We start from the raw sequence: 15,066 nt of genomic DNA, 5'->3' as shown, positions 1-15,066 counted from the left end.
TTTTACATTAAGGGAGCCGATCGTCGATGAACGTCGTTTATCAATTTGAAGAAGTAGCCAGACTTCCCTTGCCCGGGGATAACTGTGCCGTTGCGATTCGTCAATTGAACGCTGGTACCGCCATTCAATATGAAGGCCAAACCTTTGTCTTGGATTACACGGTTATGGAAGGCCACCGGTTTGCGGTGAAAGAGATTGCTCCCGGCGAAGAACTGCTTTCGTGGCAATTGCCATTCGGCGTGGCGCTTAAGCCGATTCATCCCGGGCACTATGTGATCAACGAAACCGTTTTGGGAGCGCTCGGCGTGCGCAAGTTGGCATTCGCGCTGCCGCCTGTGCCCAATTTTGCGGATCAAGTTCAACCTTATATTCTGGACGAGCAGAACTTCCGGCCAGCTCCGGCATCGCCGGCGTATACGGAGACGCGCACCTTTATGGGGTATCGCCGCCATGAAGATCGCGGAGTCGGCACCCGAAACTATATCGTACTGCTCGGTACCACCTCGCAGACGGGCAGCTTTGTGAAAAAGCTCGCCGCCCGTTTACAAGACGAATGCAAGAACTATTCGAATATCGACGGGATTGTTCCCGCAGCGCATACGGAGGGCGGCACAGAAAATCCGAATAACGTGGACTTGCTGCTGCGGACGCTCGCCGGTTTCATGGTTAACCCGAATGTCGGTGCGGTATTGGTTGTCGATTATGGCAATGAATCGGTCACGAACAAGATGGTGGAGGCTTATGCACGCGAGCACGGCTACCAAATCGATGATGTGCTTCATAAGTTCGTGTCGCTCACCGGCAGCTTCGAAGAAGAGCTCGTTAAAGGCGATGCGTTAGTCCGGGAGTGGCTGCCAGCGGTCAATGCGATGCAGCGGACGCCCGAATCCATCCGCCACCTGAGAATTGGACTGCAGTGCGGAGGTTCGGATGCCTTTTCCGGCGTATCCGCGAATCCGCTGCTTGGCTGGATTTCGGAAGAATTGGTGCGTTACGGAGGCGCGGCCAGCCTGGCCGAAACCGATGAATTGATTGGTGCGGAGCCCTATATTCTGTCGAAGGTACGCAATGTGGAGACCGCTCGCAAATTTCTGGAGCTTCTGGACCGGTTTAAGGAGCGTACGTCTTGGCACGGCACCAGCGCGGAAGGTAACCCGTCCGGCGGTAACATGTATCGCGGCTTGTACAACATCTATCTCAAATCGATAGGCGCCGCGATGAAGAAAGACCCTGTAACGCGGATCGATTTTGCAACCGAGTACGGCGAGCTCATGAAGGATGGCGGCTACTACTTCATGGATAGCCCCGGCAATGACCTGGAGAGCATCGCAGGACAGGTTGCAGCAGGCTGTAACATGATTTTCTTTACGACAGGAAATGGATCGATAACCAATTTCCCGTATGTGCCAACGGTCAAGGTGGTCACGACAACGCGCCGCTTCCAATTGCTATCGAACGATATGGATGTGAATGCAGGTAAATATCTGGAAGGGACATCGATGGATGAGCTGGGACAAGAGGTGTTCGAGCTGGCCATCCAAGTTGCCTCCGGACAGCAAAGCGTTGGCGAGAAGGCAGGCCATTCCCAGGTGCAAATTTGGCGTAACTGGCAGCAGAACGATGCGAGCCGACTGGAGACGCTGCTGCACGCTCCCGTACCGACAGGAGCACCGATAGCAATTCAAGACGATGCTGCAGCGACAGCTAACGATGCGATCCAATTTACTTTTACACGGCATCACGATCGGCTGTCCAGTGACAAAATCGGCTTGATTGTGCCGACCAGTCTATGTGCCGGTCAGGTAGCCAACATGATTACGAAGCGCTTGAACGAGCAAAAAGCGGGGCAGCCCGATCTCTCGCGTATCGTCGCATTGGCACACACAGAGGGCTGTGGCGCCTCTGGAGGAACGGCCGAATCGCTGTTTGCCCGCACGATGATCGGCTATATTACGCATCCGATGGTGGAGCACTGTTTGCTGCTGGAGCATGGTTGCGAGAAAACGCACAACGACTATATGCGCCATCAGATGGAAGTGAACGGAGTCGATGCGAGCCGGCTTGGGTATGCCAGCATTCAGCTCGATGGCGGAATTGCCAAAGTAAGCGAGAAGGTCGAAGCATGGTTCTCCGATCGATTGGCAGCGGCCGAGGCGGCGGAGAAAGTGACGGTCGGTCTGGAAGGACTGCGTATCGGTATTGTGAGCGAGGGTGCCATTGCCGACGATGCCGGCGAGCAGCTGGCGTCACTGACCAAGATGATTGTCAGCGCAGGAGGCTTGGTGGTCGTGCCTGAGAACAGCGGATTGCTTGCCGATGCCGCATTCGGTCAACATCTATCATTAGCACCTCAAGTTCGTCCGTCCATCGCCTACGGGGAACATGTTCGATCCAACGGCTTCCACATCATGGAGACGCCTACAACGCATTTGGTAGAGACAATCACAGGCCTCGCAGCTACAGGAGTGGAATTAGTGATTGCGTTGATTGGCAATCGTCCGATGCAGACGCATCCTTTTGTCCCGATGCTGCAAATGGCGTCAGGGCAAGCCGTGCAGCAGAAACATCAGCAGGATGTTGACTTGATGCTCTCGGGTGAGCCGACCTTATGGCCGAATCAAATTCTCGAGCTCAGCAAACAAACATTGGAACATACTTATGTGCCGCGTCTCTATCAGCAAGGAAATATCGATTTCCAAATGACGCGAGGCTACTTGGGTGTATCGTTATAATGCAGATATCTATGAAAAGCGAGGTCTAAACCATGTTGAATACGCTTCTATCCAAACGACCGCTTGGCAATACCGGTCTGCTCGTAACGCCGCTATGTCTAGGAGCCGCTCCGCTCGGGGATATGCCGGAAACCTTTCAATACAGCACCTCGGAAGAACAAGCATTGGTAACGCTGCGTACCGCATTTGAAAGCCCGATCAACTTTCTGGATACGGCCGCATCCTATGGCTTTGGCGAGAGCGAGCGGCGGATTGGCAAGGCCATTCAAGCCAATGGCGGACTTCCGGAGGGTTACGTGCTCGCCACCAAAGCCGACCGCGACTTTACGACGGGCGACTTCAGCGGCGAACAGATCAAACGTTCCGTCGAAGAAAGTCTTGAACGCTTGGGACTTGATCGTCTGCAATACGTTTATATCCACGATCCCGAACATACTACCTTCGAAAATGTCATGGGACCCGGCGGACCGTTAGAAGTATTGCGAAAGCTGCAAGATGAGGGAGTCATCGATCACATCGGCATGTCCGGAGGACCGATCGATATGCTCATTCGTTATGTAGAAACGGGAGCGTTTAGCGCCGTGGAAACCCACAATCGCTATACACTGCTCAATCGGGCTGCCGAGCCGTTGCTTGAAATCGCGAGTCGCATGGGCGTCGCCGTTATCAATGCCGCTCCCTATGGCAGCGGTATATTGGCCAAAGGTCCGGACGCATACGCCCGCTATGCCTATAGCGAAGCTTCGCCGATCGTACTGGAAAGAGCGCGTTCGTTCGCCAAAGTGTGCCAGGAATTTAATGTCCCATTGGCCGCTGCTGCTCTTCAATTTTCGCTTCGCGACCCGCGAATCACCAGCACGGTCGTCGGCATGAGCAAACCGGATCGGATTGCTCAGACGGTAGAACTGGCGAATTACCCGATTGCCCCTGAACTATGGCCGGCGCTTGACGCCTTCGGTTATGATACTGAGGATCCCGAAGCGAGTCGTTTTGATTAATGGGTAGTCTTACGAAAGCTGCATGTGTCAAGTGATTCGCCCGATAATCGGTTCCCCTTCACCAAAAACTCTGACCGCAGAAGGTCAGAGTTTTTTGCGTTCCCTGCATGATTTCCTTCAATTGATTGATATTAAGGAAGATGTTGATAAGAGATCCAATGGATTGAACTTCGGGGGCGAGTAAATTGAACTGGTTATGGAATGAATGGCGGACTTTCTTTGGGTCGCGGAAAATACTCGTGCCGGTAATCGCGATGTGTTTAATTCCTTCGCTTTACAGCGGAATTTATTTGTGGACCTATTGGGACCCGTACGCGCACTTGGAAAGGCTGCCGGTCGCTGTCGTAAACGAAGATCGGCCCGTTGATTACCAAGGGAAAACATTCGCGATTGGTAATGATCTCGTGAGCGAGCTTAAGAAGGATCGTTCCTTAGAGTGGCGGTTTGTCAACGCGGAGGAAGCGGATGCAGGATTCCGGAACCGGACGTATTATTTCGAAATATTCATCCCTTCCGATTTTTCCCATCGGGCTACGTCTTTGGGAGCGGCAGAGCCATCACCGCTAGAGCTGACCTTGAAGCTGAACGAAGGCCTTAATTATATCGTGAGCAAAATCGGCAAATCAGCAGTCGAAACGATCAGGCAGCAGCTGTCGGAACAGCTTACGGCAAGTTATGCCAAAGCCATTTACGAACAATTGACCCCGTTAAGTGGGGGCTTCCGGAAGGCGAGCGATGCAGCGTCTCGGCTTGATGCCGGCCTTATGCAGTCGGCTGACGGGACGAAAGCGATTCTGAACGGTTTGCGCAATGGACAAACTTCCATACTGAAGCTGGACCGGGGTGCTTCTGATTTGATGTCTGCTTCGGATCGCCTCTCGGGAGGTGCTGGGCAACTTAAGCAAGGGGCTACCAAGCTTTCAAGTGGTATAGGGAGTCTTCGTGGCGGGCTTGATCGGCTTCAAGCGGGAAGCGCAGACGCAGCTCAAGGGACGGACAAGGCGTCGTCGGCGGCTAAGCAATTGAACGACGCGTTATCGAAATGGCTTGCAGCGCACCCCAATGAGGCCAAAGACACGAATCTGGCGCTCATCGAGAAGCAAAGCAAACAGTTATCCGATGCACTCGATCAATTAAATGGCGGAAGCGACTCGCTGTCCAAGGGCATTGCGAGCGCCGGCGGCAGCGCTGCACAGCTCGCCAGCGGAGCCGAGCTCATTGCGAGCCGCTTGGCTGAGCTTGGCGACGGCGCTTCGAAGCTTCGTGACGGCGTTGCCGCCGCTGCGGATGGTATTCATAAGGTATCCGGGGGATGGAACAGCCTTACGACCAACGTTACTAAACTGTCGGTCGGCCAGCAAGCGCTCGTTCAAGGAGGTGCCGAGCTGAGCCGAGGGCTGTCGGAAGGCGCGGAGAAAGCGGCAAGTATTCATGCATCGGACCCAGTATTCGCGATGCTCGCCAATCCCGTCCGTTTGAAGGAGCAGGCCGTTCATCCTCTTCCGAACTACGGAACGGGGGTGGCACCGTTCTTCATTGCGCTCAGTCTCTACATCGGCGCTCTCTTGTTTGGCAACATTTATTCATACCGAGCGACGATAGCGCCGCCTCCGTCCGGAATATTGTGGTTTATCTCGAAATTCGGCGTGCTCGCCGTCGTATCGCTCGCTCAATCCGCTATCGCCAGCGTAATTCTGATTCCGGGGGTCGGCTTAAGTCCCGCGTTCCCGTTCCGATTTTTCGCGTTCGCCTTTTTATCCAGCCTTGTATTCATGGCAATTGTTCAATTGCTGATTACAACATTCTCGGACTTCGGAAAGCTGCTGGGCATTATCGTTCTCGTCCTGCAGCTGACGGCTACGGGAGGAATCTTCCCGGCGGAGTTGACGCCGAACCTTATGCAGATGCTTCACGGGGCATTGCCCATGACGTATGCGGTTGAAGGATTCCGCGCGCTGCTTTCGACGGGGGATTATGCGCTTGTAAGGCACGATGCGCTGGTGTTGGCTATATTTGGGGTAGGTTTCGTGTTGTTCACTTGGTTCATTCTGTCGTATTTGCGATCGAAACAGATGGCGACCAAAGGCAGACTCGCGGAAGGCACCTGATTGATTGTCTACATCCAGCATGTAAGTTCGCTTCCATGATCCGTAACCCGGCCGCATCAGGTCGGGTTATTTTTAGGAGGAGGCTATGCTCCGAGATTTATTACTTGACCCCATTAATTTTGACTGCCAAAAGGCTCTGAAATCTTTACAAAAACCATATCTAGCGTTCATATAAAGCCCAAATTCCTTTTATAAACTGAAAGGGTCCGAGAGACTCGAATCATAAGGAGTAGGGTGGTAGTTCACATACTTAAACAACTTGATTTGCATGAATGCCATTCCCTGCATGACTTAATGGTGGACCCTGCCGTATTCCCTTACGTCCGTAATAAAAGCCGATCCTACGAAGAATACTTGTTCATCACGAAACAGTTGATCGCACAGGAGTTACAAGGTACATCGATTTCGAGAACGATTTTGAACGAGCTTGGACATCCCATTGGCACGATCCAGTTATACGATATTGTGAATCGTACGGGCTTCTTGGCGACATGGATCGGAGCTCCCTACTTTGGACAAGGGTACAATGGGCGTGCGAAAGAACTTTTCATGACTGAACTGTTTCTTGAGCATCAGATCGAGACGGTATATTTGAAAATTCGCAAGCACAATATTCGTTCGAAAAAGGCGGTAGAGAAGCTGCCGTATGTTCAATTAGCGAATGATCTTAACCCGCAAATCTATGAATCAATCAATTCGGCGCAGCAAGTTTATGACCTGTATCAAGTGGAGCGGGCAAGCTTCTTAGAAGGACATAATCAAATCAATCAATGCCGGATGAAGAGCATGGTCTGAGTACCGCTGCTGCTGCGACCGCCGGTCCCTCTCCCCAAGGAGGGATAAACGCGACATATGGCGAATATTGTTCCAGACTTGATGTAATGTCCCATACTCGTTGTGAGGTGGCGGAGGTGCTCGGCATACGCTCTATAAAGACTACCAGAACGGTTCATAGGAAAATAAGCTTCATGCATGTGCTGCTTAATCGATTCGGTTTCTCCTCGCTGCGCAAACGCATAATGATGCTTCTGACGATTGGCTTAGTGGGATTCGCCATCTTAATGGCAACTGTTTCTTACAATGCGATCTACACGATGCAGCATGATAAGATCAAGACTTCTATGGCATTCGATCTGTACCAGCAAACAACCAAGCTGAACCAAATGTACAATAACTTGCTTCAGGTTACGCAGCAGATGACGCCGGAAGGCACGGTAGGCAATCTGATGGAGTCCTACCTTTCTGCCAAAGACTCTTATAGCCAGCGAATTCTCTCACGTGATATATCCTACAATATTGGATTAATCACATTTTCCAACCCGGCAATGGAACTCGTGATGTATTATCATCCCGAAACCGGACAGCCTGCTTTATCGAATTTGCCGCTGCGCGGAGACTTTACGCTGCAATCCTTGCCTGATGTCTCTGGAATGGGCCAGCTGAAATACCAGTCCCCGCATAAATCGTTATGCCGCTTCAGCGATGATCAGGTAATATCCGTGACAAGGGAAGTGAAATTCTCGGACGGAACGCAGTTAGTCGTTTATGTTGAAGCCAAGACGGACATTTCGACAGATATGAATTCGCTTTCAGAGAGCCTGAATATGCCATACTCGCTCGTTTTCACGGATTCAACGGGCTTGGTCACTTATAACAGCAGCAATTCAACGGCTTTTGCCGCTGGCCAACAGCTCATGCTAAACGGGCAATCGGGTGTGACAGACGGCTATGTTTGGAACCGGATGACAGGCGATTACGGCTATGGAATCACGCTGCTTCTTCCCGTCTCCTACTACAATCACGAGCTCTATACGTGGAAGAACCATATGTATTGGATTCTCGCCATTGCCCTTCTGATGATGTTTTTGCTTACGCTGCTGCTTCGGCGGCTTATTAACGGACCCTTTCAATTAATTGAGAGGGAAATGAGGACATTTGGTAAGGGCTATATGGGCACCAGCCAATATCGTACGGGGATTGATGAGTTTGACCGGATATTCGATCAGTTCAATATTATGAAACGGCAAATTCAGCAGCTCATTATTGATGTGGAGCAGAAGGAGAAGCGGAGACATCAGCTGGAGATCGAGAAGCTTGCCTACCAGATCAACCCGCATTTTCTGATGAATACGCTCAATTCGGTGCGCTGGTTGGCGGTCATGCATAAGCAAGCGAAGATTGAGAAATTTGTTTCTTCTCTAATCAATTTGTTGAATTATAACTTAGGCAAGTCTAAGGAATCGGCTACCTTCCGGTCAGAAATCGAAGTCATGCGCACGTATTTGGAGCTGCAGCAGATGCGGCATGATTTTGAGGTGGGATTGGACATTGAGGAAGGGGTCTACTTGGATAGCCCGGTTGCAAGGTTCATCCTGCAGCCTATCGTGGAGAATGCCGTCTGTCACGGCCTTGATGATCACGGAAAGCTGGAAATCTCCATTTCTCCGGATGAAACGGCACAGATGGTGCACATCACAATCCGCGACGATGGCAAAGGACTCAGCCAGGAGACGCTGGCCTTACTGCAGCGCGACACGCCGGATCAGCAGCAGACGGGGTGGGGAATCGGACTTCGATACGTGCGATCCATGTTGGAATCATTTTATGGCAACCATGCTCGTATGGGTATAGAGAGCACTCCGAATCAAGGCACGACGGTAACATTAGATCTTCCTTATCTTCAGCATAGAGAGGAGAAAGCGATTTGATCCGAGTATTAGTCGTTGATGATGATAAACTTGCGCGTAAAGGCTTGATTTCGATTATGCCATGGTCGAGCCACGATATGGTTGTTGTCGGAGAAGCGGCGAACGGCGCGAAGGCGCTGGAGTTCATGGAAAGGCATGAGGTGGATCTCATGTTCGTGGATCTCTCCATGCCGGTTATGTCGGGAATGGAGCTGCTTCAGGTCACCAGACAACGATTTCCGGGGCTGCGCTCCGTGATATTATCCTTTCATGAAGAGTTCGAGAACGTGCAAACGGCATATCGGATGGGGGCACTCGATTATCTATCTAAGGTCCGGTTAGAGTCGGAGGACGACGAGCAAATCTTGAAACGCATCCAGCAGCAAATGACTGGCGAAATGTCGCAGCGTGCGGCAGCCAAGCCTCCTACGTTAGCGATTGCCTCTCCGGCTCCTGAGCAAAATACTCGCTCTCAGGAAGAAGAGGTCTGGTCCAGCCTGGAGCAGGAATGGCGCTCTCACTACTGGCTGTATAATGAATCGGTCTTTCAGCGCTTATGCAAGCAGACCATAGATGCCAAGGTTTCTTTTCGCCGTGTGGAAGGGATGTTCATGCGCGTGCTTTCCCAATTGGAGACCATCGTAGCCCTCGATATCGAGCTCCGTTCGGATGCGAATGATGTCCGGTCAGCGGTCGAATGGCTGCGCGATTACAGGAAACGCGTGTATGTGCAGGTTGCGGCATCCTCTGATTTCACCAATACGACTACCAGTATTCTGAAGGCTGTATTGTTCATTCGCGAGCAGGCTTCGAATACGCTGCATGCCGAGGAAGTCGCGGATCATGTGCATATGAGTCGAAGTTATTTCAGCCAATGCTTTAAGAAGCTGACGGGTTCGACGTTCAATGATTACTTAAGGCAAGAGCGGATGAGAGCGGCCGAGCGGCTGCTGTGCGAAACCAATCAGTCCATCGCATGGGTTGCCCATGCCGTAGGCTATAATGATTCCAAGTATTTCTCTCAGCTCTTCTATGAACAGACACGTCTATTGCCCTCCGAATTCCGAGCTCAATTCCACAAGGGGGACGATTGATTGCAACCGATCGAACAAATATCTACCTCAGTCTTGAATTCATCGCAAAACACGGCACATCCGTCTGACTTTTTTTCTCCGCTTCCCATGTACAATGAGAAGGCAAGAAACAAAGGGGAGGGTTAAGATGAAAAGGAAAATGGCATTGTTGCTTTCCACCGCATTACTTGGTTTAACTGTGACAGCATGTACTTCCAATGATTCATCGAATAACAATTTGAAAGCGTCTTCAAATTCAGACTCGAACTCCGCAAGCCCGGCACTGACGGGAGACGATTTGGCCTTCTCAAAATTCCCGAAACCTGTTGATGTTCACATCGGCATGGTGGTGGATCCGACCGACAAGACGCTGCCGGAAGGCGACAGTGTAAGCAACAACCCGTACACACGGTATCTGAAGGACAAGTACAACATCAACATCATTGTCGATTGGACCGCGGCAACCGGTAACGACTTCAAGCAGAAAGTCAGCTTGACGATCGCATCGGGCAAACTGCCTGACGGTATGGTCGTTGACGACCGTTCCTTTATGACCAAAGCGGCTAGTTCGGGACTGCTGTATGATATCACCGATATTTTTAATCAATATCAATCTTCGCAGGTGAAGGAGATCATGGCTAGTACGGAGGGCCGTGCACTCGAGAATGCAAGCTATGACGGTAAAATGGTAGCGCTTCCGAATATCACGGTAGATACCGACGGTGTTCACGTGCTCTGGATTCGCAAGGATTGGCTGGATAAGCTGCAGCTGCCTGTGCCGAAGACGCTGTCCGATATCGAGAAAACGGCGAAAGCGTTTATTGATAACAAGCTTGGCGGGGACAAAACGATCGGTATCGCCGGTCCTTCCAAAAACTCGTTCCCTTATTCAACCTTCCTCGTTTCCTCCAATAATATGGGCGGCTTCGATCCGATTTTTGGCGCGAACGATGCATACCCGGGCTACTGGCTTGATAATGGAGACGGTACGGTATCGTACGGAACGACGTCGGACAATACGAAGAAAACGTTGGCTTTGCTGGCGGACTGGTACAAAAAAGGACTTATCGATCCGGAAGTGGGCACCCGCGATAACGTAGGGGATCCGATCAATGCCAATCAGACGGGGATTTTCTTCGGCCCTTGGTGGAATGGCGGCTATGGCAACGGGGACTCCTTCAAGAACGATCCGACTGCGAACTGGCAGGCTTATCCCGTTTATACGGCAGACAACAAGTGGAATACACATATGAAGACAACAGGCAGCACCTACACGGTTATTAGCAAGAATGCTAAGCCGGATGTCGTCAAGGCAATCATGATCATGAACAATGCACTTGTACGCGATGAATCGACGTTCGATTTGTCGGTTAATGTGGGCTGGTATCCGCTCCGCAACGTTATGGCCGCAGCCAACGAGACGGAATACGAGTATACCGAGCTTCTGAAAGTACTGAAGGGCGAAACTAAGGCAGAGGATTACAATAAGCCTAACAGCTTATACAAACTGATGTACGCCGATGCCAAAAAGGTGAAAGACGTCGTTAAGCCTCCATACGATAATTTGAATGTGAGCAACTTTAATACGACGAACTTCGGTGACTTCCAGCGTTTGTATTCCCTCCTAATTGGCGATCGTCCGTTCACGACGGTTCCAATTGATAAGAAGGTCTTCAGCGTAACCTACAACCAAACGCCGACCATGGAAACCAAATGGGCGAATCTGAAGAAGATGGAAGATGAGACGGTTATGAAAATCATCCTTGGTCAAGCGTCCATCGACTCCTTCGACAAATTTGTGAGCGATTGGAAGTCTCAAGGCGGAGATGAGATCACGGCGGAAGTTGCAAAACTCTTGAAGAAGTAATGATGCAGAAGCTTGCGGAAGGCACTGCCGGTCGGTGCCTCTCGCAAGCTTTACTATCCTGCTAGGGAGAAGGAGGTTAGCCGGAATGAGAAAACTGGGCCATCAGAAGCACTATTATTTGATGCTGCTGCCGGGTATGATCTGGCTTGTCATGTTCAGCATTGTGCCTATGTTCGGAATTCTGATGGCATTTCAGAATTATAATCCGGGAGCAGGGCTGTTCAAATCCGAGTGGGTCGGGATGGAAAACTTCAAGTATATGTTTCAGCTCAATGACAGCAAGACGGTTATCGTCAATACCCTCATTATCGCTGTCGGCAAAATCGTGCTCAATCTAGTCGTGCCGCTTATCTTTGCGATTCTGCTAAACGAGCTTCGCAGCTTGCGTTACAAGAAGCTTGTTCAGACCGTTGTTTACCTGCCGCACTTTCTGTCCTGGGTTATTATGTCCACGATTGTAATTGGGATTTTCGGCTATTATGGCGTTATCAATACGGTTATCGGGATGTTTGGCCACGATCCAAAACTATTTATGGCGGATGCGGGGATCTTCCGGCAAATCGTCGTTGGCAGCGATGTTTGGAAGGAATTCGGCTATAACGCGATTATCTATCTTGCGGCACTGACAGGCATCAATCTCAATCTGTACGAAGCGGCCTCCATTGACGGCGCGAATCGCTGGCAGTTGATCAGGCATGTCACGCTCCCTGCACTGTCGACCACGGTTGTTTTGCTGGGCGTGTTAAGTTTAGGAAACGTACTGAACGCCGGTTTCGATCAAGTATATAACCTGTATAACCCGCTCGTATTTTCAACCGGAGATATTTTGGACACATGGGTATACCGGCTGGGCTTGCAAAATCTTCAGTTCTCGCTGGCGACGGCTGCTGGATTGTTCAAGTCGGTCATTAGCTTTGTACTGATTTTCATATCCTATCGTCTGGCTTATCGCTATGCCGATTACACGGTATTCTAAAGGAGGACGCTGCATTGGTCAGAAATACAACGTTAGGCTCGCGGACGTTTGAAATAGCCAATATTATCGTCCTCGGTCTCCTGCTTATCAGCTGCATATACCCGCTGTGGTACACGTTCTGTGTATCGATCTCCGTCAAGTCCGCCGCTAATGCAGGCTTGGTTACCATTTATCCCATCGGCTTTTCCTTGACTCCGTATAAGGAGATTATCAACGACAGCCTATTCTTTAACGCATTCTGGATCTCGATCCAACGTACCGTGCTCGGGACATCGTTCTCCTTGCTGATGACCGTATTAATGGCGTACCCGCTGGCTCGTCCTAAGAGAGATTTCAAAATGCGCAATACCTTCATGTGGGTCCTTGTCTTCTGTATGTTGTTTAACGGGGGATTGATTCCATGGTATCTCACGATTCAGAACTACCATATGATCGATACGATTTGGGCCTTGGTGCTGGGCGGAGGTGTACCGGTATTCGACGTCATCCTGATCATGAACTTCTTCCGCAATCTGCCGAAGGAGCTGAATGAGGCGGCCGTAGTCGACGGTGCAGGTCCTTGGTCCGTACTATTTCGGGTGTACATCCCATGCTCCATCCCCGTGCTTGCTGCGGTGGCGTTGTTCCTGGCCGTGTATCACTGGAACGAGTTCTTTAACGGCCTGGTGCTGATGAACACGGCTGCGAAATATCCGCTCCAAACCTATATCCAGCAGTTAGTCGTCAACATTCCGGTTGGCACGAGCCTGACCCCGGAACAATATAAGAAGCTGTCGGAGCTGTCTAACCGGACGCTGAACTCGGCCAAAGTGTTTATCGCTATGGTGCCGATGCTGATCGTATATCCATTCCTGCAAAAATACTTCGTATCCGGCATTATGCTCGGCGCCGTGAAGGAGTAGGGGCGAGCTAAGCGATTTGTGGTCGCAAGGCTGACTATTGGCTCCACCGAGAAGGACTCAACCGCGCGAGGTTGGGTTCTTCTTTTTCGTTTGGTAAAATAGGGGGATAGCTGAGCTGTTATATGAAAGGTGTAGAAAGGAAAGGAGTCTCACAAATGAATACATTTGAACGGATGCTTAACAAGTATGCGGAGTTGGTCGTCAGGGTTGGGGTGCATATTCAAGTCGGGCAGGTGCTTATCGTCCATGCTCCGATCGAAACGGCTGAACTTACCCGATTAATCGTGGCGAAGGCTTATGAAGCGGGAGCTAAATTCGTCATTGTGGAGTGGGACGATGATGCGGTTACTCGTGCCCGCTATGAGAAGGCCTCAGAGGATTCCTTTGATTATTATCCGCAGTGGCTGGCAGACAGCATGGTACGGTTTGCCGAAGAAGGCGGGGCAATCCTTCATATTAAAGTTCCTAATCCGGATCTGTTCCAAGGAATCGATTCTTCCAAAGTATCGGCAGCGGTTAAGTCAGCGGCTATCGCGCGTAAAGAATATTCCGCATATACGCGCAATAGCAAGATCAGCTGGTCGTTGATCAAAGCTCCGACGCTCGCATGGGCAAACAAAGTGTATGCCGATCTTCCGGAAGGGCAGCGTGTAGATGCGATGTGGGAAGCGATATTCGCCATGGTACGCGTGAATCAAGACGATCCGATCGCCGCTTGGCGCGAGCATATCCAGCATTTGAAGACGAGGCAAGATCTACTGAACGCCAAACGTTACAAGAGTCTCCATTATCGTGCGCCGGGAACGGATTTGCGGGTGGAGCTGCCTGAAGGCCATATTTGGCGCGGCGGCGGAGGCGAGAATGATCAAGGCGTCTATTTCGTCGCGAATATGCCGACTGAAGAAGTGTACAGCATGCCGCATCGTACCGGCGTGAACGGAACGGTAAGAAGTACATTTCCGCTCAATCTGAACGGTAGACTTGTTGAAGGGATTACATTTACATTTAAGAACGGGAAGGTGGTTGCCTACGATGCCGAGTCAGGGCGTGAACATTTAACATCGCTGCTGGAAACGGACGAAGGAGCCTCCTATCTCGGCGAATTGGCATTAGTGCCGCATGATTCTCCGATATCGAACTTGAACCGAGTATTCTATAACACAGGCATCGATGAGAATGCTTCCTGTCATTTTGCGCTTGGCAGTGCTTATCCTGTAAACCTAGAAGGCGGCACGAAGCTGTCCGGTGAGGAGCTTCTGGAGCGGGGCGCTAATGTAAGTTTGACGCACGTTGACTTTATGATCGGCTGCGCTTCTCTCGATATTGACGGAGAGCTGCCTGACGGATCAATCGAACCCGTATTCCGCCAAGGGAATTGGGCGTATTAATAGATAGTAGCTCAGAGTTGATCTGATGGAGGACTTCATGGAAAACGGCCATTCCCGGAGATCGAAGCGGGGGTGGTCGTATTAATTTCAAAAAAGACTTGCCATATGATGTCGAACCATGATATATTCTATTTCTGCCTCCGAGACATCAACTTGGAAGCGGCGATCGAAGCCAAAACAAGCTGAAAAATAAAGCTTGCAATCATGTTTCGATTCATGGTAAGATCTAATTCCGGTCATGAGCCGGAAGGAAATAAACCAAGTATTTGTTCTTTGAAAACTGAACAATGAGCGACCAGTCAAATGGTCATAAATCGCGAAACGAACGTTTCGCA

The 15,066-nt window shown here is 50.7% G+C and carries 11 protein-coding genes; 10 read left to right on the top strand and 1 reads right to left on the bottom strand.

The genetic code is table 11. The features are described 5' to 3' along the window. Positions 1-26: 26 nt before the first annotated feature. From AC6ESO_RS29405 to AC6ESO_RS29360, 10 genes are all read left to right on the top strand, one after another. Positions 27-2,732: a UxaA family hydrolase gene (locus tag AC6ESO_RS29405; protein WP_497094452.1), complete on the top strand. Its 2,706-nt coding sequence runs from the start codon at positions 27-29 to the stop codon at positions 2,730-2,732. A gap of 32 nt (positions 2,733-2,764) precedes the next feature. Then, positions 2,765-3,730: an aldo/keto reductase gene (locus AC6ESO_RS29400; protein ID WP_497094451.1), complete on the top strand. Its 966-nt coding sequence runs from the start codon at positions 2,765-2,767 to the stop codon at positions 3,728-3,730. A 185-nt stretch (positions 3,731-3,915) separates the two neighbouring features. Then, a complete protein-coding gene (locus tag AC6ESO_RS29395) occupies positions 3,916-5,838 on the top strand; it encodes a YhgE/Pip family protein (RefSeq protein WP_497094450.1) in 1,923 nt (640 codons plus the stop codon). 246 nt (positions 5,839-6,084) lie between these two features. Further along, positions 6,085-6,633, top strand: a complete 549-nt coding sequence (locus tag AC6ESO_RS29390; RefSeq protein WP_497094477.1) for a GNAT family N-acetyltransferase — start codon at positions 6,085-6,087, stop codon at positions 6,631-6,633. Between the two features lie 173 nt (positions 6,634-6,806). Continuing rightward, on the top strand, positions 6,807-8,546 hold the full coding sequence (locus tag AC6ESO_RS29385) for a sensor histidine kinase (protein WP_497094449.1): 1,740 nt from the start codon (positions 6,807-6,809) through the stop codon (positions 8,544-8,546). Beyond that, positions 8,543-9,619: a response regulator transcription factor gene (locus tag AC6ESO_RS29380; protein WP_497094448.1), complete on the top strand. Its 1,077-nt coding sequence runs from the start codon at positions 8,543-8,545 to the stop codon at positions 9,617-9,619. Before AC6ESO_RS29385 ends, AC6ESO_RS29380 begins: the two co-directional genes overlap by 4 nt. Before the next feature lie 127 nt (positions 9,620-9,746). Then, positions 9,747-11,465, top strand: coding sequence for an extracellular solute-binding protein (locus AC6ESO_RS29375; protein ID WP_497094447.1), 1,719 nt, complete (start codon positions 9,747-9,749; stop codon positions 11,463-11,465). 85 nt (positions 11,466-11,550) lie between these two features. After that, positions 11,551-12,441 (top strand): ABC transporter permease subunit, encoded by an 891-nt coding sequence (locus AC6ESO_RS29370; RefSeq protein WP_494822197.1) that lies wholly within the window; start codon positions 11,551-11,553, stop codon positions 12,439-12,441. 14 nt (positions 12,442-12,455) lie between these two features. Beyond that, positions 12,456-13,343, top strand: coding sequence for a carbohydrate ABC transporter permease (locus tag AC6ESO_RS29365; RefSeq protein WP_497094446.1), 888 nt, complete (start codon positions 12,456-12,458; stop codon positions 13,341-13,343). Between the two features lie 155 nt (positions 13,344-13,498). Next, positions 13,499-14,731, top strand: coding sequence for an aminopeptidase (locus AC6ESO_RS29360; protein ID WP_497094445.1), 1,233 nt, complete (start codon positions 13,499-13,501; stop codon positions 14,729-14,731). Positions 14,732-14,818: 87 nt separating this feature from the next. Here AC6ESO_RS29360 and AC6ESO_RS29355 read toward each other — a convergent pair. Continuing rightward, the coding region (locus AC6ESO_RS29355) for a hypothetical protein (protein ID WP_497094444.1) at positions 14,819-15,066 on the bottom strand (248 nt) is incomplete at its 5' end.

It is taken from the genome of Paenibacillus rhizoryzae, assembly GCF_059686995.1.
The sequence above is the reverse complement of the archived record's forward strand: the minus strand, read 5'-3'. Positions and strand labels throughout refer to the sequence as shown.